This is a genomic window from Promicromonospora alba, assembly GCF_042654905.1.
GTDB classification, from domain to species: Bacteria; Actinomycetota; Actinomycetes; order Actinomycetales; family Cellulomonadaceae; genus Promicromonospora; species Promicromonospora alba.
This window is the reverse complement of record NZ_JBHSFI010000005.1, coordinates 172,005-196,128: the sequence shown is the minus strand read 5'-3', so window position 1 is coordinate 196,128 and position 24,124 is coordinate 172,005. Positions and strand designations below refer to the sequence as shown.

Here is a 24,124-nt window from a genome sequence, read left to right as displayed (position 1 = left end):
GAGTGGAACGCCTTGGCCATGCGTGTCAGGTGCTCGGACCACCGCGTTGGCCCAAGCACCTGACACGCCTGTCTGTGCTGCCTCAGCCGACCGGCGTGAAGTCCCGGCTCCCGAGGAAGGCCGGCCGAGCCTTCTGCGCTGCGAACGGCTCGATCGCGGTGTTCTCGACGCTGTTGTAGACCAGGAAGATGTTCGACCGGGGGAACGGCGAGATGTTGCCGTTGGAGCCGTGCATGCAGTTGCAGTCGAACATGATCGCGCCGCCGGCCTTGCCGGCGAGAACGTCGATGCCGTGCTGGTTGGCCATGCGGGTCAGGATGTCCTCGTCCGGGGTGCCGGCGTTCTGCATCACCAGTGACGACTTGTAGTTGTCGTTCGGTGTCCGGCCGGTGCAGGACACATAGGTCTTGTGCGTGCCGGGCATGATCATCAGCGGGCCGTTGAACGAGTAGTTGTCGGTCAGTGAGATCGAGATGCTGACTGTCCGCATCCGCGGCAGGCCGTCCTCGGCGTGCCACGTCTCGAAGTCCGAGTGCCAGGCGAAGTCGCCGCCACCGAAGCCGGGCTTCAGGTTGACCCGGCTCTGGTGGATGTAGACCTCCGAGCCGAGGATCTGCCGGGCTCGCCCCACCACCCTGGGGTCGCGTGCGATCCGCGCGAAGATCTCGCTGGTCTTGTGCACCTCGAAGATCGTCCGCACCTGCTGCGAGGTGCCTTCGATGATCGTGCGCTCGTCGGCGCGGACCTCCGGGTTGGTGGAGAGCCGCTGCAGCTCCCTACGAAACTGCTCCACCTCGGCCGGTGTGACCAGGTCCTCGAACGCGAGGTAACCGGTCCGGTCGAAGACGTCCAGGTCGTCCTGGTCCAGCGGGCCGTCGGCCGCGCTGCCCCACACCACCTTGTCCCGGCGCGGGATCTCGGAGGCGTCGCCTTCGACACGGGTGGGGTACAGGTCGTTGCTAGTGGTGTCCGTCGTCATACGGCAGCCTCCTCCTGTGTGATCTTTTCTGTGATGAGCGGGTAGACGCCGTCGGCGTCGTGCACCTCGCGGCCCGTGACGGGTGGGTTGAACGTGCAGATCAGCCGCAGGTCCGTCGTGGGGCGCACGGTGTGCTTCTCGTTGCCGTCCAGCAGGTACATCGTGCCGTCCGAGATCTCGTGGACCTCGCCGGTCTCCCGGTTCTCGAGCTGTCCTGTGCCGCCCACGCAGTACACGGCCTCGATGTGGTTGGCGTACCACATCTCGGTCTCGGTCCCGGCGTACATGGTGGTCTCGTGGAACGAGAAGCCCGCCCCCTCCTTGGCGAGGACGAGCCTGCGGCTGCGCCAGGTCTCCGACCGCACGTCGCGGTCGGTGCCGTCCAGATCGGCGATCCGTGTGACGATCACTTGCCTTCCTCTCCTCGGCTGTCGGTCCCTCGGTTGTAGGCCCCGCCCCGCATGTCGGCGTCCGGCGCGGCCTCCTGCATGACCGGTGCGCCGAGCACCTCGGCGGCAGCGGCAGCGATGATGTCCACACCGGAGCGCAGCTCGTCGGAGCTGATGGTCAGGGCGGGCATGGTCTTGAGCACTTCGTCCTCAGGCCCGGACGTCTCGACGAGAAGTCCGCGCTCGTAGGACGCTGCGGCGATCTTCGACGCCGCGGAGGCGTCCTGGAACTTGATCCCGGACAGAAACCCGCGGCCCTTGACGACGGCGCCCGCGTAACCGCTCGCGATCTGGGCCAGGCCGTCGTGAAGCTCGGCTGCGCGCTCCCGGACGCCCTCGGCGAAGGTGTCGTCCGACCAGAACTCGTTCAGCGCCGCGGTGCCCGTGACGAACGATGTGTTCTGGCCGCGGAACGTGCCGTTGTGCTCGCCCGGCTCCCACTGGTCCAGCTGAGGCCGGATGAGCGTGAGCGCCATGGACAAGCCGAAGCCGGAGATCGACTTGGACAGGCAGACGATGTCGGGGACGATGCCGGACTCCTCGAAGCTGAAGAACTCACCCGTGCGCCCACAGCCGGCCTGCACGTCGTCCAGGATCAGCAGGATCTCGTGCGTGCGGCACAGCTCTGACAACGCTCTGAGCCACTCCGGCCGCGCGGCGCTGAGGCCACCCTCGCCCTGGACCGTCTCCACGATGATCGCGGCGGGCTTGTCGACGCCGGAGCCGCTGTCGCTCAGCACCCGTTCGAGCCACAGGAAGTCCTCTGTGGCACCCGAGAAGTAGTCGTCGTACGGGATCTTCGAGCTGTTGGTGAGTGGTAGGCCCGCGCCGTTGCGTTTCATCGAGTTCCCGGTCACCGACAGCGCGCCGAGCGTCATGCCGTGGAAGGCGTTGGTGAATGACAGGATGTGCTGGCGGCCCGTCACCTTCCGCGCGAGCTTGAGCGCGCTCTCCACGGAGTTGGTCCCGGTGGGCCCCGGGAACATCAGCTTGTAGTCGAGGTCACGAGGCACCAGGATCCGGTCCCGGAACGTCGTCAGGAAATCCCGTTTTGCCGCGGTGTGCATGTCGAGCGAATGCACTATCCCGCCGCTGCGCAGGTAGTCGAGCAGCGCCTCGAGAAGCACCGGATGGTTGTGCCCGTAGTTCAGGGCACCCGCTCCGGCGAAGAAGTCGAGATAGCTGCGCCCGTTCTCGGCCTGCAGGGTGCTTCCCGCGGCAGTCGTGAACGTTGCAGGCCAGCTGCGGCAGTAGCTGCGCACCTGGGACTCGAGCTCCTCGAAGACGTTCGTCCGGGGACGCGTCGTAGGTGGGTCGGTGGGCATGGCAGTGTCTGGGCGCATGGCTCCCTCCGCGGTCCGATCTTGTCGACCGGACTCGGATGTGGTTGTTCGATGGATATGTGGTTATGAGGGGATCGACCTGGACAGGTCAGGAAAGTGGCCCGATGCGGAAGACGAGCTCCGCGTCGTGGCCGTCCGGGAACGCTTCCGCGGGGAAGACGGTCCGCACGTCGACAGGGGCACCCTGCGCCGACGCGAAGGACATGAACAGGGCGATCGACGCCGTGTTGTCCGAGGTGATGGTGGTCTCCACGTGGGTGCATCCCGGGTGCTGCTCCGCCAGGTGCGCGAGCATCCGGGAGGCCAGCCGCTGCCCGCGGTAGGCGTGGTCGACAGCCACCTGCCAGACCATCAGCGTGGTCGGCTCGTCGGGCCGGACGTACCCGGTGACGAACCCGGCGGGTTCGCCGTCGACGGTCACGACCACAGAGGTCCGGGCGAAGTCACGTGCCCAGAGGAGATACGCGTAGGACGAGTTGAGGTCCAGCGTCTTGGAGTCGCGTGCGAGGCGCCACATCGCTGCCCCGTCGGCGACGGTGGGCTCCCTCAATGCCACTGTGGTTTCGGTCGGATGGATGTGCTTGAGTTCCTCTTCGAGGTTCTGCATGACAAATCGACCGTAACGAACTCGCGTGACGATTGCACATTGCTATCCCGTGATGATGGCGTGACTGGCCTGTTGCGGTAGTGCACGGGCGGGTGCTGCCCATGGGGGCGGAAGCGCCTCGCAGCCGCGAGATTCCGCGGGTCCGTCGATGTCACCGGACCAGGCTTCGGCCGGCGACGTCACAGGTGGGTAACAAATCTTGTTGCCTGGGAGGGGAGGCGTCGAGTGAGCCAAGCCCCGGTCTTTACCATTTGTGGCTTCAGGCCCCGTCGGGAGCGTCGATCGGCCCCAGTGTTATCTCAGGCGCGCCGGCCTGTTCCTCGAGTGTCTCGACGGGTTCTTCGTCCCGGCCCAGCAGCCGTGCCACGGCGCCGTCGAGCATCGTGGTGAGGCACATGACCAGGCCCTCCTCGTCCCGTGCCTCGAGCCGTTCGACGATGGCAGCGTGCGCGCCGGCGGTGTCCTTGCGTACCGCGTACTCGTCGCTCACCGAGAAGGTCGCCATCCGTACCTCGACGATGAGCGTCGTCATCCACCGGGTCAGCCACGGGTTGCCGGCCGCGGCGACGAGCGTCCAGTGCAGGTTGAGGTCGGCGCCGCCCACCTGCCGGGCGTCCCCGGTGCGGTCGGCGGCGACCAGCTCGTCGTGGGCGTGGCGGACCCCGGCGATCACCGAGTCGGCGCCGGACCGCACGAGCTGCCGCGCCGCCGTCGTCTCGACCGACTTGCGCGCCTCGTAGAGGGCGGGCAGCCGGTCCCGGCCGATGGTCGCCACCCGCATGCCGCGTCCCGGCGTCGCGACGAGCAGGCCCTCCTGGACCAGCCGCTGGGCGGCCTCCCGCAGCGGCCCGCGGCTCACGCCGAGCTGGTTCGCGACCTCGACCTCGCGGATGGGCGAGCCGACGGTGAGCACGCCCGCGTAGACCGCGTTGCGTAGCTCCGTCTGGATCAGGTCGACCGTCGAGGGGCGTGTCACACGCGAGAACGACGGGGCGGTCGTCAGATCGGCCCCCGGCGGGTGGGACATCGGTGCTCCTTCCGTGAGCGCACGTCGATGACGACATCATCCCCGGTGCGCGGGTGTTCAGGGGCGTCGGCGGTGCCCAGAGAGACAGCCGCCGGGTGAAATCCAAGATTGTAGACAATCCGAATGCTGAACTCTAAATTGTCTGATCGTCCAAAGGCGCGCTACGGTGCCGTCCGTCCGTGAACTCCAGCCCACCCAGGCTTTGCCGTGCGCGCCGGGTGGCGTGAAGGGAACCATGTCTAGATCAAGTGTTCGCTCGCTTCGTCGATCAGTCCTCGCCGCAGGGTCAGTACTGACGCTGGTGGCGCTGGCCGCGTGCACGTCCACAGCTCCCGGGGCCGGCGGTGAGGACGGAGCGTCCACGCTCGAGCAACTGCAGCAGGACGGCTCCGTGACCGTCGCGTTCAACGGCGAGGAGCCCTACAGCTTCGAGGACGGCGGCGACCTCACTGGCGCCACCATCGCCCTGGACCGGGAGATCTTCGGCGCGCTCGGCGTCGAGAACGTCGAGGGCGTCCAGGCCGAGTGGAACTCGCTGATCCCCGGCCTGACCGCCGGCCGCTACGACACCGTCAGCGCGGGGATGTCGATCCTGCCCGAGCGCTGCGAGCAGGCCCTGTTCTCCGAGCCCGAGATCATGTACACGACCGCGTTCATGGTGCCGGAAGGCAACCCGGACAACCTGACGGACATGCAGTCCGCGCAGGAGGCGGGCGTGAAGCTGGCGGTCCTCAGCGGCGCCATCGAGTCCGGCTACGCCGACAAGCTCGACATCGAGAAGATCGAGGTCGGTGACGCGCAGGACGGCCTGGACGCCGTCGTCTCGGGCCGTGCCGACGCGCTTGCTCTGACGGGCATCTCACTGCGGACCCTCGAGGAGAAGACCGACGCCGCCGTCGAGGTCACCGACGCGTTCGTCGCGGAGATCGACGGCGTGCCGCAGATCGGCGCGGGCGCTGAGGTCTTCCCGAAGGGCGACGAGGAGCTGCGCGACGCCTACAACGAGGAGCTCGCGAAGATCGTTGCCGACGAGGACCGCTGGATGGAGATCGTGGGCCCCTTCGGGTTCACGGAGGCGGAACGCCCGGTCGAGGGTCTGACCACCGAGAAGCTCTGCGAGGGTGACCTGGAGTCGGTGGCCAAGGAGCTGGCTCCGGAGCTTGGCCTGGACGGCTGACCGACCCGTGTCGGACAACCTCCAACAGCTCGTCGATCTGCTGCCGCAGCTCGGCGAGGGAATCCTGGTCACGCTCCAGCTGACGCTCGGTGGCGCGGTGCTCGGGCTGCTCGTCGCTTTCACCCTGGGCCTCGGCTCGCGCGCCCGCACCAGGTGGGCGCGCGTGCCGTCCCGGGTGGTCGTGGAGTTCTTCCGCGGCACGTCGCTGGTGGTGCAGATCTTCTGGCTGTACTACGTGCTGCCGCTTCCGCCGTTCTACGTCGAGCTGGACCCGCTCGCGTGCGGCATCCTCGCCCTCGGGCTCAACTACGGGGCCTACGCCGCCGAGGTGGTCCGCGGCTCCGTCAACTCGGTCGCCAAGGGGCAGTGGGAGGCGGCCATCGCGCTCGACCTCGGCCAGGTGCATCGCCTGCGCCGAGTGATCATGCCCCAGGCGTGGCCGCTGATGATCCCGATGTTCACCAACCTCCTGATCCAGCTGATCAAGGGCTCCGCCCTCGCGGCGTACATCTCGCTGCACGACCTCAACTTCTTCACGGAGGAGCTGCGCGAGCGGACCGGGGAGACAGTGTTCTCCTACGCGGTCGGCTTGGTGTGCTACTTCGTGGTCGCCTATCTGCTCACGCTGGCCATGAACGCGGTGGAGGTGCGGGCCAAGAACCGGCTGGGCGCCGGTCCGTCGCTGCGCGAGGTCCTGCGCCTCGCGCCCGTGCAGACCACCGCCGACGTCGGTGCCGGGGCCTCGACGCCGGTTGCCGTGACGACCTCGAAGGGAGGTGACCGAGATGACTGAGACCCCGGCATGGAGCTGGGAGCACGCCGCGGCTGTGCTTCCCGAGCTGTTCGAGGGTTTGCAGATCACCATCCTCGCGACGGTCGTCGGCATGGTCATCGCCTCCGTCCTCGGCCTGGTCGTCGCGATGGTCCGCCGGTCGAGCCTGCGGGCGGTCACGATCCCTGTCGGCCTCCTCGTCGAGTTCATCCGGTCGACGCCGCTGCTGGTTCAGCTCGTCTTCGCGAACCTGCTGTTCACGCAGTTCCCGTCGCTCGCCATCGGCTGCGTGGTGCTCGGTATCCACTACGCGACGTACATGTCGGAGGTGTTCCGCGCGGGCATCGACGCGGTACCGAGGGGGCAGTGGGAGGCGGCGGTCGCCCTCGACCTGCCCCGCTCGCGCACCTGGGGCGCTGTCGTGCTGCCGCAGGCGATCCGCAAGACGCTGCCAGGACTGGGGAACTACGCGATCTCCATGTTCAAGGAGACACCGTTCCTGTTCGCCATCGCCGTCGTTGAGATGTACACGGCCGCACAGCAGTACGGCGCAGGAACCTTCCGCTACATGGAGGCGATCACGCTGACCGGCCTGCTCTTCCTGCTGGTGAGCTACCCGACCTCGCTGCTCGTCCGCAGAATGGAGAACCGCCTTGCCTGACAAGAACACCACCCCTGCCATCCAGTTCCAGGGGGTCGGCAAGCGCTTCGGCGACAACGTCGTCCTCGACGGACTGAACTTCTCCGTAGCCCAGGGCGACCGGGTCACCCTGATCGGTCCGTCGGGCTCAGGCAAGACGACGATCCTGCGCCTGCTCATGACGCTGGAGGAAGCGAACGAGGGCCTCATCTACATCGACGGCGACCCGTACACGCACGAGATGCGTGGCGGTCAGCGCGTAGCCGTGCCGGAGAGAAGGCGCAGCCTCCTGCGGCGCCGGGTGGGGATGGTGTTCCAGCAGTTCAACCTGTTCCCCAACATGACGGTGCTGGAGAACATCATCGAGGCACCGATCCACGTGCTCGGGAAGCCCAGGGCCGAGGCCGTCGCCAAGGCCGAGGACCTCCTGGAGAAGGTCGGCCTGGCCGACAAGCGCGACGCCCGCACCACGCAGCTGTCCGGTGGGCAGCAGCAGCGGGTCGCGATCGCGCGTGCCTGCGCCATGGAGCCGGAGATCCTGCTGCTCGACGAGGTGACGTCGGCCCTGGACCCGGAACTCGTCGCCGACGTGCTCGGGGTGCTGCGCACCATTGCCGAGACCACCGACATCACGATGCTGATCGTCACGCACGAGATGCAGTTCGCCCGGGAGGTCTCCAACCGCGTGCTGATGTTCGACGGCGGAAAGATCATCGAGGAGGCCGACCCCGAGACGATCTTCACGACGCCGGCGCACGAGCGGACCCAGGAGTTCCTCCGCGCCGTTCTCTGACCGTCGACCGGGCGCTGACCGTCGCACACGGTGCGGCGCGCCGGCTGCCACACAGCAGGGGGACCGCTGTGTCGGACGGATGGCATCGGGTGCGTGGAACGGAATGTCGTCAGTGCGATGACGCGCTCTTGTCGGTACTGGCTGCAGCAAGTTCCGGACGGCGCTTCCGCGAGTGCGAAGGTACGAGGTTGGGCGGGCCAGCAGGGTGTGCTCTCCATCGGTGCGCAGGCACGAGAGATTACGCTGACACGCGAGATCCTGATCCGTCTGCCCAGCGATCTGTTCGTCAACGCGGAGGATCCGCTGAGCGGCAGCATCCTCGTAGCCCGCGATACCGGCGCGGTCGTGAAGGTCTTCACCGGTCTGACACCGGCCGCCACGAGCGTCTATCCCGACGGCGATCGTTGGTATCTCGGTACCCTGCTCGGCCAGCCCGTCCGATGGATGCCTGCGCCGTGACCGGCCACAAGAACGGGCTCGCGGCGTGCCGTGGGCGTGGGCCGTGGGCGTGGGCCGTCCAGCATCGAGCATCGAGCGGAGCCACTATGTTGACCCGATCACCACCGGAGAATTGGATCTGTCTAGCGCCCAGCGTCACCGAGACGGGAGAGCAGAGCATGAGCAGCACCCGGCGCAGCACGGGACAGGCAGATCCGAGTATCCGGTGACCCGCCGTCGCGCGACGAGGGTACTCGGCATGTCGGTATCGCTCGCGTTGATCCTGTCGATCGCCTCCTGCACGCTCGGTGGCTCTGACGAGCCTGCTCCGGACGGCGATGCTCGGACGGATGGGCTCGCGCGTTTCTACGACCAGGCCCTGGCCTGGGAAGAGTGTGTGGACTACGCCACGACCACGGGGGAGTCGATCATCTTCAGGCGGGCGTCCGACGCGCAGTGCGCCCCCGGCTCGCGGTGCCGTTGGACTACGCGAACCCAGCAGGCGAGGTGGCCTCCGTGGCGGTCTTGCGAGTCGCCGCACGCGGCGACGCGATCGGCTCCCTGGTGTTCAATCCTGGTGGTCCGGGAATGTCCGGCCTGACCGGTGGGCTCGCACTGTCCCAGGGGCTGGCGGACAGCCGGATCACTGAACGGTTCGACATCGTCGGCTTCGATCCGCGCGGGGTGGGGGCGACCCAGCCAGCGGTGGACTGCTACACCGAGGGCGGCGACGCCGACGGTGACGAGGCCTTCGAAGAGCTCGGCCGGCTCGCTCCTCAGCTGACCGGGTCCGAGACCCGCGCGATCGTCGAACGCTGTGCCGACGGTTCCGGCGGGATGCACGCCCTGGCGCAGCTCGGAACGCGGACCACCGCGAAGGACATGGACGTGCTGCGGGCCGTGCTGGGGGAGGAGAAGCTCACCTTCCTGGGCCAGAGCTACGGCACGCGCCTCGGCGCTGTCTATGCCGAGGAGTTCCCTGATCGTGTTCGTGCCATGGTGCTGGACGGCGGGATCGACCCGGCCCAGGGCAAGGTAGAGCGATCGCTGGCTGCCTACGAGGGTTTCCAGGTGGCGTTCGAGGCGATGGCGGCATCCTGCGCGGACCAGGATGACTGCCCGCTCGGCACGGACCCGGCTGGATGGACCGCGGCGTTCCGGGCGATCGTCTATCCGTTGCGCGAGGACCCCGTGCCGGCGCTGGACCAGGAGCTGGGTCCCGACGAAGCGATCTGGGCGGTCTCAACAGGGCTGACCAGGCCGACGACGTGGCCGCGCATCATCGACGGCCTTAGGGAGATCCGCCGAGGTCGAGGAGATGAGCTCATGCAGCTGCTCCACGACTACGGCGCGCGAGACGCCGACGGCACCGGGCCGAACACGCTTGAGGCGCAGTTCGCCATCAACTGCACGGATGAGGAGCGGCTGACACCGGAGCAAGGTGCAGAGCTGCGTGAGGCCGGGTACGAGCGGGCGCCTTTCCTGGATCCCGGTGTCGACGTGACCCGGGGTGTACGTGACCCGTGCGAGCACTGGCCGGTCGAGCCGGACCTCGGCATCCCGTACGCCCAGGATGTGGACGGGCTTCCGGCCACACTGGTCGTGTCGATCACGGGTGATCCGACCACACCTCACGAGGGAGCGGTCAACCTCGCCCGCACGCTGGGGAGCGCGCTGCTGACCGTGGAGGGCGATGGGCACACGGTCGTCGGCACCGGGCGAAGCCCCTGTGTGGACGAGCTCGCGGCTGCGTACCTCATCGACCTGACGGTGCCTGACGACGGAGCGACCTGCACTCTGTGACCGTGAGCGCAGGGGAGTCAGGCGAGGACGCAGCGGAGGTCGAGAACGCCGCCGACGCCTGATCGGCGAACGTCGGTCGGTTGCCGGTCCTTGGCGGGGTCGGCGCCGCACTAATGGGCCTGTGGGGTCCGGTCCTTCTGCTGGCCCACACGCGGCGCGCTGAGCGCCGGGACGCTCTCGACGCTCGCACCGCTGGCGGTGTGGCATCGATCAGCCGCGCCGCGGCGGCGTTACGCAATGGGACTGCTGTCCAAATGGGTGACACCGGACGTGTGGGGGCCGAGCGCCGTCGATGCGACGGCGGCGTGCTCCTGAACACGGCATGCCCTGGCCTGCAGGTCTGCGTGCGCGACGCTAAAATCGGTGACGATCCAGCAGGGTGTGCTTTCCATTGGGTGCTGAGTCGAGCAACAGGAACCCCACCCGCAACTCCCGGCTAGGCGTGCGGGGGATCGGTGCCCGCGCCGACTTGGCGCATCGCGCGATCCCTCCTCAGTCGCGCTCGTGCTGGTCCTTGTCCGTATCGGCCGGGCGGGCCATCGACATCGCGAAGGCAGGTGCGAGACCGGCTCCGAGCGCTATGCCGAAGATCCCCATCGACGGGACGAAGACCATGCCGAACGCGATTCCGACGCCGACAGCGAGTCCGACGCCGGCACCCCAGTTCCAGCGCCGCCGGGGTGGGTGCCCTGTGTCATCGCGAGGCTTGCTGGGTTCATCGTCCGCCATAGAGTTCACCGTAGGACGGGACACCTGGGTGGGTCACCTAAAACCTGCGTTGCCGGTGCCGTGCACGATGTAGCGGTTCGGCGCGTTGAAGAGGTCGAAGAACCGTGTCGGCGTCGCGCTGAAGGTTCGAACCCATAGGTGCTGCGGATGAGACTTCGGGCGAAACGGAAAACATCGTCGTCAGCGGCGGACGGTCGAGCCCGCTCGGAGCTGCTTTGGCCCTCATCAAGGACACCATCGGGCTCACCGCGCCGCGAGCAGGATTCAACTGACGGCTCACGGCGCGGTAGGTCCTCCATCCCGATCTACTGCGCGTCTTCCGGAAGCGGGGCGCCGTGGGCACTCGAGCGTTTGAGGTATGAGTTGTCAATGCTCGTGCGTGCGGCGTACCGCACCCATCGCGGCGGAGGGGAGTGGTTGGCCGATATAGGCGGTGAGCAGGATCATGAGTTGGGTGAGCCCGTCCTGGTCGATCCCGTTGCGGCGGGCGAGGTTCAGGTAGACCTCCAGCCGGTCGTCGATAATGCCCGAGGCGACAAGGGCCGAGATGAGGGCGATACTGCGGTCACGGTCCGTGAGCGCGTTGCCCTGCCAGCCGAGGCCGCCCGCGGCCTCGTAGACCTCTGCGGTGTATTCCGGTCCGGCTCGTTCTGTCATGAGTCGCTGGGCGGTTGCCTCGTCGACGCCGAAGTTGAGCGCGTATCGGGCGCGTCCAGCCCGGGCGCGTGTTGTGGACGACGCGGCGCTCGAGCCGGTCTCGCTCACGATGCCCTGCTCGTGGTGCGGCCCGGCACGAGGAGCGGGATGCCGTCGTACCCTCGCGCGTCGTGGGCGGGAACGATCTGCATGTACGGCGACAGTGCGGTCACTCGGGCGAGGTCCTGCCGGATCCGCGCTGAGTCACTGTCGGCGAGGATGCGCATCAGCAGAGGCCTCTGTACGCGGTGCGTGACCCCTTCGAGCTGCCAGGCGAGGTCGCCGATGAAGGCGAAGCGCTGATCCGGCCGCACCGTGACGAGGACGACGACCGAACCGGTGGTGTGGCCGGGTGCCGGGACAATCACGACGGAGCCGTCTCCGTGCAGGTCGTGGCTGGCCGGGAAACCCAGGTGGGCCGGGCCGTCGAAGCTGTACCCGCGGACGTCGTGACCGGCGGCGACCCGCCTGAACACGCGGTCGCCGCGGTTGTGGTCCGCGTACCGCAGCTCCTCGTCGGTGACGAGGATCGGCACGTCGAGGGAGTCCAGTCCGCTGACGTGGTCCCAGTGGGAGTGGGTCAGGATCACCCCGGACAGCCGGGTGCGGTCGTAGCCGGCGGCGTCCAGCTGCTCGCTGACCGTTGAGCCGAGGTGGTGCGGTGAGCGCCGGAACGAGGGCAGCATCCGGATGTGCTCCTCTGCCTGTGCGCCGAATCCGGCGTCGATGAGCACGTCGCCCTCGGGATGCTGTACCAGCACCGCGGTGGCGGCGAACTGCCGGCGGTCCCTGAACGAACCTCCCTGGAAGGCCAGGGCGGCGGGGGTCTCGTACGTGCCGGTGGGGAGCTGGAAGATCGCCATCCCCGGGGGCGGGCCGGCGGCCGCAAGGGCTCGGGCGACCCCTGGATCGTTATTGGTCATAGTGGCCAGTATTGGACGAGTTGTACAACAGTGTCAACGGAGTTCAGCAACTCTTAGGATCGACGTCATGACGAGCGAAACCGCAGAGGTGCTGGACCCGCGCGTCGCCCGGACGCGGCGTGACGTCGTCGAGGCAACCAGCACGTTGCTGCTCGAGGAGGGCTGGGACGCCGTCACGCACGCCGAGGTGGCTCGTCGCGCCAACTACTCCAAGGCCACCGTCTATGCCCACTGGCCGACGCGACTCGACCTGATTCGCGCGTCGATCGAGCAGATCTGTGACGCGGCGCACCACCCGGCTCCGACCGGTGACCTGCGGGCCGACCTCCGTGCCGCGCTAGCGGACTTCGCCGCCGACCTCACCAGCCGCCACCTCGACCGCCTCCTGGCGGGCGTCGTCGAGCGGGCTCGCGACAACGACGTCGTCGGCGCGCTGCGCACACGGCTGTACGAGACTGGGACCAGCGGGATGCGCGCAATCCTGGCGGCCCACGTCGCACCGCGTGACGTCGAGCCAGCTCTCGCGCTCCTGACGGGGGCCGTACTCGTGCTGGTCACGTACGAGGGCAGGCAGGCGACCACCGCGGTGCTGGACGACCTCATCGATCGGGTATTGGCCACCACGGCGCCGCGAACGAGCTGAGAAGACTGCCGAACCGACATGCCGGTCCGGGCACGGCCTCGGCGGGGGCATTCAGGAGGGGAACTCACGATCCAGGTGTTCCGAACGTCCCCGCAGCGCGCGCCGCATCTGCCGTGGCGCGGCTGGTCGGTTGCGATCGCGCCGCTGCCAATCTTGCTGAGCCTCGGTCCCGCTGACACCTGCACTCCAGGGGTCTTGGCTGGTTGGGCGACGTCTCGCCATTGCAGGGATGCCGACCGGAGCCAGCGGATAGGCTCGCGCGGTGCTCGAGGAACTGGACGCGATCAACTGGGACGGCTTGGGCGGCGCCTACGGGCCCGCGGGCGATGCGGCCGAGATCTTGCGAGGGCTTGCCTCGCCGGACGAGGGGGTTGCGGGTGAGGCGCTCGATGAGTTCTTTTCCTCGATCTGGCATCAGGGGACGGTCTATCCCGTGACCGCGGTCGCGGTTCCGTTCATCGTGGACCTGGCCGCCGGTCGGGCATTTCACCACCGGGATGCTCTGTGCTTTGCGTTGGGCGCGTTCGGAGATCCGAATATGAGTGACGGCAGCGCTCTGCCCGCGGTGCGGGCGGCCTTGCGCGCCCACTCGGACTCGCTCCTGCCGCTGCTGGAGGACCCCGAAGTGGCGGTCCGTGAAGCTGCCACCTACGCAGTCGCCCACTCGGGTGGTGGTGACAAAGCTGCGTCGGCTCTGGCCGCACGGTGGGAGGTTGAGGGCGCCCCGCAGGTCCGGGCGGGCATTGTGCTGAGCCTGTGCGCTGTCGAGCCTGCGGTCGGCCTCCCCGTGGCCGTGTTCGCGTTGCGTGATCCGTTCCCGGTTCCGCTCGCTGCGGCCCATGCGCTCCTTGACGCCGGGCGCACGGTGCCTGGCGAGGCGCTGGAACACCTCGCGGCCGCGATCGGGCGGGAAGCGGAGTGGAACGGCGCCTGGACGGAGTCCCTCACACAGTTCGACGGTGTGATCGAACGCCTCGACGCCGTTGCCGCGCGGACTGTTGTCACGATGATGGGGACTGGCTCTGCGCAGAGTCGTGTCCGTCAGGCGGAGAACCTCGCCCTCCGCTCGCGTGCTAGCCGGTCGGCCGCGCGGGAGTCTGTTGGGCACCTCCGCGAGCTTCTGGCCGATGACGACGCTGGCGTCGTGGCGGCTGCTGTCGCGGCAGCTGCCGATGCTGGTCACGCGGTGTCGAGCCTGGCGCCGGAACTGGCGCACCTGGCACTCGGCGACGTCACTGACCACCGCGGTCCTGCGAACATGGCGATTGCTGTCCTGACTCGGCTCCGGGACGACCGCGTCATTCCAGCGCTGACCGCCGCATGGGAACGCGGCCAGTCGCCGGACGCGCTTCGGCTGCTCGGCGACAACATCCCGTCCTTCGACCCAGACCTCCTGACCGTCATCCGCGACCGACTGGCGACCGTGCTCGATGCCTCGGCGAGCGAGCGCGACCAGTGGGCGACCCCCGCAGGCTGGCCCGACGGTCCAGCCCCGCTCATCGCAGTCCTCAGGGGCTGGGGGCCGGCTGCGGCACCTGCCCTCGACATCCTCGTCGACGCGCTCCCCGTGGCTCCGTACGCCGTTCCCATCGCACTGGCTGCGATCGGCCCGGCAGCCCGTGACGCAGAGGCCGCGCTCCGGACGGCGACGGCCGGCGACGGCCTTCCCGCGCTGCGGGCTGCCCACGCCTTGCACCAGCTGTGTGAGGATCCCGCGCCGCTCGTCGCGGTTGCCGCACGACTCCTGGACAGCGGTCATCGGCTCACCGACTGGGATCTGAACTTGGTCGCCGAGGCCGGGCCCAACGCGGCGTCCCTGGTCCTGCGCCTGCGCACTCACCTGACGGGACGCGCTACCGCGACCTACCCGGACCGTGAGCTCCAGGTCGCCGCTGCTCGTGTGGTCTGGCGAGCAGTCGGAGGCATCGACGTCGTGGCCCCAACCCTGGACGCGGTGCTGCGAGCCGGTGAGAGGCCTGCGGCCCGAGCGGCTGAGTTGTTGGCGGAGCTTCCGCCTGAGCTCCTCGGACCGTTTGTCCCAGTGTTGCGCGATCTCGCGGAACGCACTGAGCCCTTCCACGGCGCTTCGCGGGTTCCGGCGGCCCGCGCGCTCTGGCGTGCCGGCGCTGCTACAGCTGGTCTCGTTCCGCTGGTCCTTGAGGAGATCGCGAGCCCGTGGGGCAGCTTCGATGGCGTGGATCTGCTTGCTGAGATGGGCGACGCCGACGCCGTTCCCGGACTGCTCGCGCTTTCGGAGCAGGACGCTCGCATCGTCACCTCCGGCAGCTGGGACAGCCTCGTCTGGGATGACGACACCCTGCGTCGGAGAGTCCTCGATGCGATCACCACGCTGTCGATATGAGCGTTAGCTCGGGCAACTGGCCGCTCGTTGCCGTCCCGCCTCCGCCGTTATCCTGAGCGTTCGCACGACGGACGTCGTGCGAATCGGCGAAGAGTCCCGCGAGGGTCACTCGCCGTGTCGGCTGCCCTGCCGGCGATTTCGAGGCCCCAACCGGCTCAAGTCCCAACGGCCCACGGCCGACGACAAACTTCTAGGTCAGGACCGGTATGCACAGTTCAACGTCTGAAACCCAGCATCCTCGGGCCCGGTCGGGACGATCGACGAGGTCTTGACGCCGGGGATTCAGCGCACTGATCGTCCGGTTCCAGAGTGCGAACTCTCAGCTCGGTGAGCAGAACAGAATTGGCGCCGTTGGCGCTCGTCGCCGGAGGCGGTTGGCTGACACGGTTCGTGACACAGTTGCCCGCCTCAGGGCCTGCATGACACGCAAATGACACACTTGCAGCACCCATGTTCCGCCGCAAGTCCGGCTGATCCTCGGTGGTGGAGGCCGCTGACCTGGTGAACAACCGGGTCGGCGGCCTTTGTCGTACCTCGTAGGTACCGGTCAGGAATCGAGAAGCCGCGCACCGCGCGAAAACCTAACCTGGCAGGTGCAGGTGACACCCACACCAGGAGGACTCCCGATGGCCGACGCAGCTGCCACGAAGGCGAACGAGGACGGCTTCTCCGCCCAGGAGCGTGCGGCGATCAAGGCGCGCGCCGCGGAGCTGAAGACCGAGGCGAAGCGTGCGCGCGGGGCCGAGAAGGCCGCGGCCGACGCGGCGGACGTCCTGGCCAAGATCGCCGTGATGCCCGACGGTGACCGGGAGATGGCCGAGCGGGTGCACGCGATAGTGACGACGTTGGCGCCCGAGCTCGCCCCGAAGCTGTACTACGGGCAGCCCGGCTACGCCCTCGGCGGCAAGGTGGTCTGCTTCTTCCGGAGCGGGCAGCTGGACAAGGAGCGCTACTCGACCTTCGGGTTCAGTGCGCTGGCGCAGCTGGACTCGGCGGACGGCCTCTGGCCGACGGCGTACGCGCTGGCAGACCTGTCCGAACCTGCCTGGGAGCGGCTGGGCGAGCTCGTCCGGCAGGCGGCCGGCGGCTCGGGCGCCGCCTGAGCCAGGAGTCGCGTTCCGCCACGCGCCGCCTGCGCCCGGGCTCACACTTCGGCGTAGGCGTCCGCGTACTCGGCAGCGGGCGGGATCGGCTGGATGACGTCGAGCAGGACGCCGTCCGGTGCGGCCACGATGAAGTGCCGTTGCCCGAAGTCCTCGTCGCGCAGCGGCAGCAGCGGGTCGAGCCCGGCGCGTCCGGTCAGGCGCGCGTGGACCGCGTCGGCGTCGTCGACCTCGAGGTTGACCAGGACGCCCTGCGGCAGGGCGCGGTAGCCCGCCGGGATCGTGGGGTGGTCGTGGGCGACCAGGGCGAGCTCGAACGCGCCGAGCCGCAGGCTGACGTACCAGTCGGAGTCGTAGGTGATCTCGAAGCCGAGCAGGTCGCGGTAGAAGGCCGCGGCGACGGCGACGTCTCGCGACATGAGGACCGGGTAGAGGCCGGTGACATTCATCGGGGACTCCTTTAAGTACAGTGTGTATGTAAGTCCCAGGTTACATACACACTGTACGTAAAGGAAGTGCCCCGTGCCCCGCGCCTCAGCAGCCGACGCCGCCCGGACCGCTCAGGCGATCCTCGCCTCGGCCACCGAACTGCTCGCCGCCCGGGGCTTCGCCGCGGTCTCGCTCGACGACGTCGCCGGCGCGGCCGGCGTCACGCGTGGCGCCGTCTACCACCACTACGGGAGCAAGGCGGGACTCTTCCGCGCCGTTGCGGCGCACCTCCAGTCGGAGGTCGCACAGGCCGTGGTGGCGGCCGCCGAGAGCGCCGGCGCTGACAAGCGGGCGCAGCTCAACGCCGGCTGTCACGCGTTCCTGGACGCGATCACCGCCGCCCCGGCGGTGCGTGTCCTGCTCATCGACGCCCCCGCCGTCTTCGGCTGGGAGCAGTGGCGCCGGCTCGACGCGGAGAGCTCGGTGGTGCACCTGCGCGAGGCCCTGGCCGACGTCGGCGTCCCCGCCGCGCTGCTCGACGCGACGGCGGCCCAGCTGTCCGGCGCCATGAACGAGGCGGCGCTCTGGATCGCCCAGCAGCCGCGAGGCGCCGAGGCGCGGGACGCCGCGCACCAGGTGCTCGACAGGGTGCTGGCCGCCGCCGTCGACTGACGCGCCGGGGGAGTCAGGGAACCGGGACCGACGACTCCCGCGTCACGATCCGGCAGGGCAGCTCCTCGATACCGCCGGCTGCCTTGCCCTCGATCGCCTCGAAGAGCCGGCGCGCCGCGAGCCGGCCGACCTGCTCGAGGTTCATGTCGACGCTCGTCAGCTGCGGCCGCGTGTTCGTCGTCAGCACCTGCCAGTCGTCGAACCCGATGACGGAGATGGCGCGTGGCACGTCCTTGCCCGACTCGCGCAGCGAGTCCAGCACGCCCCGGGCGATCTGGTCGCTGCCGCAGAAGAAGCCGTCCACGTCCGGGTACTGGTCGAGGATCATGCTCGCCACGCCGCGGCCCCAGCCCTCGCTCCACGACCCGAAGAACGTCCGGCCGCCCACGAGCTCCATCCCGGCCTCCTTCATCGCGCGCTCGGCGCCGCGCGCGCGGTCCTGGGCCGCCGCGTAGGAGGCGTCGCCGGTGACGTGCGCGATCCGGCGCCGCCCGCAGGCCAGTAGGTGGTCGATCGCCAGCCCGCCCGCGCTGACGTTGTCGGCGGTGATCGAGATGTCCGCCGGGTTCTCCGACGGCGCGTACGCGTAGACGACGGGCACGGGGAGGTCGCCGGTCAGCGGCGGGCGCGGATCGGTCCGGGAGCCGACGACGATCAGCCCCTCGACGCGGCGCGACAGGAGCGCGCGGATGTGGTGCTGCTCCCGGATCGCGTCGCCCCGTGCGTCGCACAGGAAGACGGAGACCTGGCCGGCGCCGAACGCGTCCTCGGCGCCCATCAGCACGGGGATCGAGAAGCGGCCCTCGAGGTCGGAGGTGAGCAGACCGACGGTGCCCGTCCGGCCCTGGAGCAGCCCGCGTGCCACGGCATTCGGCGCGAACGAGAGCTGCTCGGCGGCCTCGAGCACCCGCGTGCGGGTCTCGGCGCGCACCTGCGCGCGGCCGTTGATGGCCTTGGAGGCAGTGGCGATCGAGACCCCCGCGAGGCGGGCGACGTCGGTCAGTGTGGCGGTACGCGGGGATTCGCCCGAGGCCATGCTTCCTCCTGAGTTCGATGTCGAACCATACCGAAAAGGTGTAACACAAACGTGACGAAGGTTCGTCCTTGACGCGATGTGGCGCCCAGTCTACTGTCACAGAAAGCCTTTTCGGACGGGTTTCGGCGCGGGCCTTCCTCCCGCACACCGGCCAGCCGAGTGACGACGAAGTCAAGGAGACGGATGATGGCTACCCACCGCAGAGCGAGCGCGAGGCTCGTTGCCTCGGTCATCGCGGCAGGCCTGGCGAGCACGGCGCTCGCCGCCTGCGGCACGTCGGAAGGGAACGGCGGCGCGCAGGAGGCGCAGGTCTCGGCAGAGGGCGTCGACGACGGCACCGAGCTCACGCTCTGGACGCGCGCACCGCTGGAGCAGCAGGCGAACCTGCTGGTCGAGGCGTACAACGCCTCGCACGAGAACCAGGTGGAGCTCACCGTCGTGCCGAACGACGACTACGTGGCGAAGGTCGGCGCGGCAGCGGGCAGCGGCGGTCTGCCCGACCTCTTCGCCGCCGACATCGTGTACGTGCCCAACTGGGTGCAGCAGGGCCTCTTCGCCGACGTCACCGACGCCGTCGGCGAGCTGGAGCACGCCGACCAGATCAACCAGGGCCACCTCGAGGGCGGCACGCTCGACGGCCGCCAGCACGTCCTGCCGTTCGTGCTCGACGTGTCGGTCATGTTCTACAACAAGGACCTCTACGAGCAGGCCGGCCTCGACCCCGAGCAGGGGCCGACGACGCTCGCCGAGTTCGCCGACCAGGCCAAGGCGGTCGACGGGCTGGGCGGGAACGTCAACGGCACCTACTTCGGCGGCAACTGCGGCGGCTGCCTCGTGTTCACGTGGTTCCCGCAGATCTGGGCCGGGGACGAGGACGTGATGAACGCCGAGGGCACGGAGTCGCTGCTCGCGGGCGAGGCCGCCCAGGAGGTGTACGGCGTCTGGCGCGACCTCGTCGAGTCCGACGCGGTCGGCGAGGGCTCCAAGGAGGAGACCGGAGCCACCTGGACCGGCCCGTTCCTCGAGGGAGAGGTAGGCGTGATGCCGTTCCCCGCCACCATGCTCGCCACGGCGGACGAGGCGCTCGGCGAGGTGGGCGTGGCCCCGATCCCCGGGCCCGACGGCGGTGCCTCCACCTTCGTGGGCGGCGACGGCATAGGCATCTCCAAGGACTCCGAGAACGCCGATCAGGCCTGGAACTTCATGTCCTGGCTCATGTCGGAGGAGGCGCAGGTCGAGGTGCTCGCCAAGAACGGCGACGTCGTCTCGCGGGCGGACCTCGCGGAGAACGAGTACTCGTCCAAGGACCCGCGCGTCCTGGCGGTCAACGAGGTCGCGGCGCAGGGCCGCACGCCGCTGGCGATCAACTTCCAGCAGGCGTTCAACGCCCCTGGCAGCCCGTGGGTGACGCTGGTCCGCAACGAGGTGTTCGGCGAGGGCGGCACCGTCGAGACGGACAACGAGGAGATCACCGCGGTGCTGGGGCAGTAGCCACCCGCAGATGTCAGCTTGCGTGGTCCCGGCGCCGCAGAGGGCGGCGGGACCACGTGCCGAAGTGAACGAGGAGCCACCCCGTGCCCGCGAAGCCTTCAGTCCGCCCACCCGCCAGATCCACGAGACCGGCGATCGTCGCCGTCGCGCGCCGCCGAGCCCTGCACGGCTGGGCCTACGCGGCCCCGACCGCGGTGCTCGTCGTCGGCCTGTTCCTCCTGCCCGTCCTGCTCGTCGGCCAGATGTCGCTCTCCGACTGGCCGCTGCTGTCCGGGAACCAGGGGATCAACGCCCCGCAGAACTACCTGGACGCCCTGGGGCACCGGTACTTCTGGGACTCGGTGGTCTTCACGGTGAAGTACACGGTGATCGCCACGGTGCTGCTCATCGGTCTCGGGCTGGGCCTCGCGCTGCTCGTGCAGGAGTCGAGCCGCTGGTCGGCGGTGCTGCGCACGTCGATCCTGGTGCCCAGCGCGCTCGGCCTCGCCTCCGCGTCGCTGCTGTTCTACGCGCTCTACTCGCCGCAGGTCGGCCCGCTCTCGCCGCTCCTGCAGCGGCTCGGTCTCGCCGACGGCCCGGTGACGTTCCTCGGGACGCCGGACAGCGCGCTCTGGTCGACGGTGTTCCTCGTGGTCTGGCGGTTCGCCGGGTTCTACATGCTGTTGCTCATGGTGGGCCTCCAGGGCATCCCGCACGAGGTGATCGAGGCGGCCCGGATGGACGGCGCGAACCGCTGGCAGACCTTCGTGAGCGTCACCCTGCCGCTCCTGCGCCCGTCGCTCGCGCTGTGCACCGTCCTGTGCGTCACCGGCTCGCTGCTGGCGTTCGACCAGTTCTACATCCTGACCAAGGGCGGGCCGGACAACAGCACGCTCACGGTCGTCCAGCTCGTCTACAACGTGGCCTTCCAGGGCCAGAACGACCTCGGCGTCGCCGCCGCGCTGTCGATAGTCGTCCTGGTCGTGCTCGTCGTCGTGAACGTGGCCCAGATGCGCGCGATGCGTACGAGCCAGGAGGACTGACATGACCACCACCGCACCTCCGAAGACCGCCGCGGCCCCCCAGCTCCGCCGTCGGCCGCGCGCACCGCGGGCCCGGCTGGCCGGGATCGCCCTCCGGACCCCGTACTGGGTACTCACCGGGGCGCTCGCCCTCGTCTTCGTCTTCCCGCTGGTGTGGGCGGGCGTCGCATCCGTGGCGCCGCAGCCCGGCAGCAGCCAGGTCGACGGCTGGGGCCTCGGCAACTACGTCACCCTCATGGAGTACCAGGCGGGGCTGCCCCAGTACCTGCTCAACTCCACGCTCGTCTCGGGCATGACAGTGCTCTTCACGCTGACGGCGTCGGTGCTGGGCGGCTACGCGTTCTCCCGCTTCCGGTTCCCGGGGAGGGACGCGCTGTTCCTCCTGACGCTCGCGATCCTCATGGTCCCGTACGCGACGCTGCTCATCCCGCTCTACGTGATGCTCAACGCGGTGGGGCTGCAGAACACGTTGGTCGGCCTGTCGCTGGTCCTGACGGTGTTCCAGCTCCCGTTCGCGACCTTCATGATGCGGATCTCCTTCGACGCCGTCCCCCGCGAGCTCGACGAGGCGGCGCTCGTGGACGGGTGCTCGTCGTTCCGGGCGCTGCGTACCGTGCTGCTGCCCGCCGTGAAGCCCGGGGTCATCACCGTCGGCCTCTTCGCGTTCCTCGCGGCGTGGAACGACTTCGTCGCGCCGCTCATCCTCATCTCGGACTCCGACAAGATCCCGCTCCCGCTGGCCGTAGCGAACCTCCGGGCCCAGGTCATGGGCATCGTCGACTACGGAGCGACCGAGGCCGGCGTCGTCGTCATGGCGCTGCCGTGCGTCGTCCTCTTCCTCCTGCTCCAGCGGCACTACGTCCGCGGGTTCATGTCCGGGGCGCTCAAGGGCTGACCGTCCGGTACCCCCAGTTCGCCCGTCCACCCCTCTCGGAGGTCTCCGCATGCTCTTTCCGACCGGACACCGTGGCGCGGCCACGCCCGCGCCAGTCGTACCCTCGACCGGGCGGCTCCAACCACTCGGCCTCGACCAGGTACGCATCACCGGTGGCCCGTGGGCCCGCCGCCAAGAGGTGAACGCCACGGCCACCCTCGCCCACATCGAGCACTGGCTCGAGCGTGAGGGCTGGCTCGCGAACTTCGACCTCGCGGTCACCGGCGGGCTGGCGGAGGGCCGCCGCGGCAGGGAGTTCAGTGACTCCGAGGTGTACAAGCTGCTCGAGGCCATGGCCTGGGAGCTCGGCCGACGGCCCGACGCCGGCCTGGAGCACCGGTTCGGCGCGATGGTGCGCAGGGTCGCCGCCGCCCAGGAACCGGACGGCTACGTCGGCACGAGGTTCGGTCGGCCCGGTCAGGAGCCCCGCTACACCGACCTGGAGTGGGGGCACGAGCTCTACTGCCAGGGCCACCTCTACCAGGCGGCCGCCGCGCGGGCCCGCACCGGCCGCCCCGGCGACCTGCTGGTCGAGGTCGCGCGGCGCAGCGCCGACCACGTGTGCGCGACGTTCGGCCCGGACGGCAACCAGGGGATCTGCGGCCACGCGGAGGTCGAGGTGGGCCTGGCCGAGCTCGGGCGCGCCCTCGCTGAGCCGCGCTATCTCGCGCAGGCTGCGCTGTTCCTCGACCGGCGCGGGTACGGCGTCCTCGCCGACATCGAGTTCGGCCGCTCCTACTACCAGGACGACGTCCCGGTGCGCGACACCGAGGTGTTCCACGGGCACGCCGTCCGGGCCAACTACCTGGCCGCCGGCGCCGTCGACGTCGCGGTCGAGACCGGCGACGAGAAGCTCCTCGACGCCGTTGCCGGGCAGTGGCAGCGTGCCCAGGCCCGCCGGACGTACCTGACCGGCGGGCAGGGTTCGCACCATCAGGACGAGGCGTTCGGCGACGACTGGGTGCTGCCCCCGGACCGCGCGTACTCCGAGACGTGCGCGAGCGTGGGCTCGGTCATGGTGTCCTGGCGGTTGCTGCTGGCGCGCGGCGGCGCCGAGTACGCCGACGCGATCGAGCGCGCGCTCACCAACGTGATCGCGACCTCGCCGGCCCACGACGGGCAGTCCTTCTTCTACGCGAACACCCTGCACCAGCGGGTCCCGGCCGAGGACGTCGCCACCGACGAGGTGAGCAAGCGCGCCGAGGCGTCCCTGCGGGCGCCGTGGTTCGAGGTCTCCTGCTGCCCGCCCAACGTGGCGCGCACGTTCGCGAGCCTGGCCGCGTACGTCGCCACGGTGGATGATGGCGGGGTCCAGCTGCACCAGTACGCGCCGGCCGAGATCCGGGCCACGCTGCCGTCCGGGGAGCAGGTGGCCCTCGACGTCGTGACCGGCTACCCGGTGGACGGCCGGGTGGAGGTGCGTGTGCGGGCGGCGCCGGCGAGCGGCTGGACCCTGACGCTGCGGGTGCCCTCCTGGTCGCCGTCGGCCCGGGTGCGGGTGGACGACGGGGCGGTCCGCGAGGTGGGTCCGGGCGCCGTGCAGGTCGCCGGGCCTGGTGCCGGCGGCGTGGTGGTGCTGGAGCTCGACACCGTGCCGCGGTTCGTCGTGCCGGACCCGCACATCGACGCCGTCCGGGGTTGTGTGGCGGTGCAGCGCGGCCCGGAGGTGCTGTGCCTCGAGTCCGTCGACCTGCCGGCGGGTCGCGGGGTGGACGACGTCGTCGTGGACGCCTCGGTCCCGCCGTGGGAGGTGGACGGCACGGTGTACGTCCGGGCGGGCTCGCTGGGCGCGGGCGCCGACGGCCGCGATGGGGACGGCGACGACGGTAACGGTTGGCCGTACGCCGCCTCGGACGCCGTCGTGCCGCGTCCCCGCCCCGACCTGCGCGACGTGCGGCTCGTCCCGTACCACGACTGGGCCAACCGCGGCCCGGCCACGATGCGCGTCTGGCTCCCGACGCTCTGACCCCGGCGCTGCCGGGCCCCCTGCGCACCATTCGCTCGCCAGCCCAGTGATCAGGCCCGAACTCCTGTCGAGTCCGGGCCTGATCACTGG

At 69.4% G+C, this 24,124-nt stretch carries 24 protein-coding genes; 14 read left to right on the top strand and 10 right to left on the bottom strand.

Features of this window, described 5'->3' with window-relative positions; genetic code table 11:
• Positions 1-82 precede the first annotated feature (82 nt).
• The 5 genes from thpD to ACFO6V_RS15830 form a co-directional block, all read right to left on the bottom strand.
• Complete coding sequence (gene thpD, locus ACFO6V_RS15850) at positions 83-979, bottom strand: ectoine hydroxylase (protein WP_377136837.1); 897 nt, start codon at positions 977-979, stop codon at positions 83-85.
• A complete protein-coding gene (locus ACFO6V_RS15845; protein WP_377136835.1) occupies positions 976-1,389 on the bottom strand; it encodes an ectoine synthase in 414 nt (137 codons plus the stop codon). The genes thpD and ACFO6V_RS15845 overlap by 4 nt, the downstream gene beginning before the upstream one ends.
• Positions 1,386-2,771, bottom strand: a complete 1,386-nt coding sequence (gene ectB / locus ACFO6V_RS15840) for a diaminobutyrate--2-oxoglutarate transaminase (protein WP_377136833.1) — start codon at positions 2,769-2,771, stop codon at positions 1,386-1,388. Before ectB ends, ACFO6V_RS15845 begins: the two co-directional genes overlap by 4 nt.
• Before the next feature lie 88 nt (positions 2,772-2,859).
• On the bottom strand, positions 2,860-3,378 hold the full coding sequence (gene ectA / locus ACFO6V_RS15835) for a diaminobutyrate acetyltransferase (RefSeq protein WP_377136832.1): 519 nt from the start codon (positions 3,376-3,378) through the stop codon (positions 2,860-2,862).
• 259 nt (positions 3,379-3,637) lie between these two features.
• Positions 3,638-4,405, bottom strand: a complete 768-nt coding sequence (locus tag ACFO6V_RS15830; protein WP_377136830.1) for a GntR family transcriptional regulator — start codon at positions 4,403-4,405, stop codon at positions 3,638-3,640.
• Between the two features lie 391 nt (positions 4,406-4,796).
• Between ACFO6V_RS15830 and ACFO6V_RS15825 the strand changes: the two genes are divergently transcribed.
• The 6 genes from ACFO6V_RS15825 to ACFO6V_RS15800 all read left to right on the top strand — a co-directional run bounded on the left by ACFO6V_RS15825 (position 4,797) and on the right by ACFO6V_RS15800 (position 10,028).
• Positions 4,797-5,582 (top strand): transporter substrate-binding domain-containing protein, encoded by a 786-nt coding sequence (locus tag ACFO6V_RS15825; protein ID WP_377136829.1) that lies wholly within the window; start codon positions 4,797-4,799, stop codon positions 5,580-5,582.
• A 7-nt stretch (positions 5,583-5,589) separates the two neighbouring features.
• Entirely contained in the window at positions 5,590-6,375 is a 786-nt protein-coding gene (gene ehuC / locus ACFO6V_RS15820) for an ectoine/hydroxyectoine ABC transporter permease subunit EhuC (protein WP_377136827.1), read from the top strand.
• Positions 6,368-7,015, top strand: a complete 648-nt coding sequence (ehuD, locus tag ACFO6V_RS15815) for an ectoine/hydroxyectoine ABC transporter permease subunit EhuD (RefSeq protein ID WP_377136825.1) — start codon at positions 6,368-6,370, stop codon at positions 7,013-7,015. The genes ehuC and ehuD overlap by 8 nt, the downstream gene beginning before the upstream one ends.
• Positions 7,008-7,787 carry an ectoine/hydroxyectoine ABC transporter ATP-binding protein EhuA gene (gene ehuA, locus ACFO6V_RS15810; protein WP_377136824.1) on the top strand — a complete coding sequence of 260 codons (780 nt, stop codon included), beginning with the start codon at positions 7,008-7,010 and terminating at the stop codon, positions 7,785-7,787. Before ehuD ends, ehuA begins: the two co-directional genes overlap by 8 nt.
• Positions 7,788-7,880: 93 nt before the next feature.
• Positions 7,881-8,246 (top strand): hypothetical protein, encoded by a 366-nt coding sequence (locus ACFO6V_RS15805; protein WP_377136822.1) that lies wholly within the window; start codon positions 7,881-7,883, stop codon positions 8,244-8,246.
• 495 nt (positions 8,247-8,741) lie between these two features.
• Complete coding sequence (locus ACFO6V_RS15800) at positions 8,742-10,028, top strand: alpha/beta hydrolase (protein ID WP_377136820.1); 1,287 nt, start codon at positions 8,742-8,744, stop codon at positions 10,026-10,028.
• Between the two features lie 492 nt (positions 10,029-10,520).
• Here ACFO6V_RS15800 and ACFO6V_RS15795 read toward each other — a convergent pair whose 3' ends face one another.
• The 3 genes from ACFO6V_RS15795 to ACFO6V_RS15785 form a co-directional block, all read right to left on the bottom strand.
• Entirely contained in the window at positions 10,521-10,757 is a 237-nt protein-coding gene (locus ACFO6V_RS15795) for a hypothetical protein (protein ID WP_377136818.1), read from the bottom strand.
• Positions 10,758-11,123: 366 nt separating this feature from the next.
• Positions 11,124-11,522 (bottom strand): carboxymuconolactone decarboxylase family protein, encoded by a 399-nt coding sequence (locus tag ACFO6V_RS15790; protein ID WP_377136816.1) that lies wholly within the window; start codon positions 11,520-11,522, stop codon positions 11,124-11,126.
• Entirely contained in the window at positions 11,519-12,376 is an 858-nt protein-coding gene (locus tag ACFO6V_RS15785; RefSeq protein ID WP_377136815.1) for an MBL fold metallo-hydrolase, read from the bottom strand. The genes ACFO6V_RS15790 and ACFO6V_RS15785 overlap by 4 nt, the downstream gene beginning before the upstream one ends.
• Before the next feature lie 67 nt (positions 12,377-12,443).
• Here ACFO6V_RS15785 and ACFO6V_RS15780 point away from each other — a divergent pair, with 67 nt between their 5' ends.
• The 3 genes from ACFO6V_RS15780 to ACFO6V_RS15770 all read left to right on the top strand — a co-directional run bounded on the left by ACFO6V_RS15780 (position 12,444) and on the right by ACFO6V_RS15770 (position 16,484).
• Positions 12,444-13,019: a TetR/AcrR family transcriptional regulator gene (locus ACFO6V_RS15780; RefSeq protein WP_377136814.1), complete on the top strand. Its 576-nt coding sequence runs from the start codon at positions 12,444-12,446 to the stop codon at positions 13,017-13,019.
• Positions 13,020-13,281: 262 nt separating this feature from the next.
• Entirely contained in the window at positions 13,282-15,381 is a 2,100-nt protein-coding gene (locus ACFO6V_RS15775) for a hypothetical protein (RefSeq protein WP_377136812.1), read from the top strand.
• A gap of 626 nt (positions 15,382-16,007) precedes the next feature.
• The gene (locus ACFO6V_RS15770) at positions 16,008-16,484 is read left to right on the top strand and encodes a DUF1801 domain-containing protein (RefSeq protein WP_377136810.1); all 477 of its coding nucleotides are present in this window, start codon (positions 16,008-16,010) and stop codon (positions 16,482-16,484) included.
• Positions 16,485-16,525: 41 nt separating this feature from the next.
• Here the strand turns inward: ACFO6V_RS15770 and ACFO6V_RS15765 are convergent, their stop codons facing one another.
• On the bottom strand, positions 16,526-16,933 hold the full coding sequence (locus ACFO6V_RS15765; RefSeq protein ID WP_377136808.1) for a VOC family protein: 408 nt from the start codon (positions 16,931-16,933) through the stop codon (positions 16,526-16,528).
• Positions 16,934-17,006: 73 nt separating this feature from the next.
• Here ACFO6V_RS15765 and ACFO6V_RS15760 point away from each other — a divergent pair, with 73 nt between their 5' ends.
• A complete protein-coding gene (locus ACFO6V_RS15760) occupies positions 17,007-17,585 on the top strand; it encodes a TetR/AcrR family transcriptional regulator (protein ID WP_377136807.1) in 579 nt (192 codons plus the stop codon).
• A gap of 13 nt (positions 17,586-17,598) precedes the next feature.
• Here ACFO6V_RS15760 and ACFO6V_RS15755 read toward each other — a convergent pair whose 3' ends face one another.
• On the bottom strand, positions 17,599-18,621 hold the full coding sequence (locus ACFO6V_RS15755) for a LacI family DNA-binding transcriptional regulator (protein WP_377136805.1): 1,023 nt from the start codon (positions 18,619-18,621) through the stop codon (positions 17,599-17,601).
• Between the two features lie 186 nt (positions 18,622-18,807).
• Between ACFO6V_RS15755 and ACFO6V_RS15750 the strand changes: the two genes are divergently transcribed.
• The 4 genes from ACFO6V_RS15750 (at position 18,808) to ACFO6V_RS15735 (ending at position 24,034) form a co-directional block, all read left to right on the top strand.
• Positions 18,808-20,112 carry an ABC transporter substrate-binding protein gene (locus tag ACFO6V_RS15750; protein WP_377136803.1) on the top strand — a complete coding sequence of 435 codons (1,305 nt, stop codon included), beginning with the start codon at positions 18,808-18,810 and terminating at the stop codon, positions 20,110-20,112.
• 83 nt (positions 20,113-20,195) lie between these two features.
• Positions 20,196-21,134 carry a carbohydrate ABC transporter permease gene (locus tag ACFO6V_RS15745; RefSeq protein WP_377136801.1) on the top strand — a complete coding sequence of 313 codons (939 nt, stop codon included), beginning with the start codon at positions 20,196-20,198 and terminating at the stop codon, positions 21,132-21,134.
• 1 nt (position 21,135) lies between these two features.
• Positions 21,136-22,029 (top strand): carbohydrate ABC transporter permease, encoded by an 894-nt coding sequence (locus tag ACFO6V_RS15740; protein WP_377136799.1) that lies wholly within the window; start codon positions 21,136-21,138, stop codon positions 22,027-22,029.
• 49 nt (positions 22,030-22,078) lie between these two features.
• Positions 22,079-24,034: a glycoside hydrolase family 127 protein gene (locus ACFO6V_RS15735; protein WP_377136798.1), complete on the top strand. Its 1,956-nt coding sequence runs from the start codon at positions 22,079-22,081 to the stop codon at positions 24,032-24,034.
• The last annotated feature ends 90 nt before the right edge of the window (positions 24,035-24,124 follow it).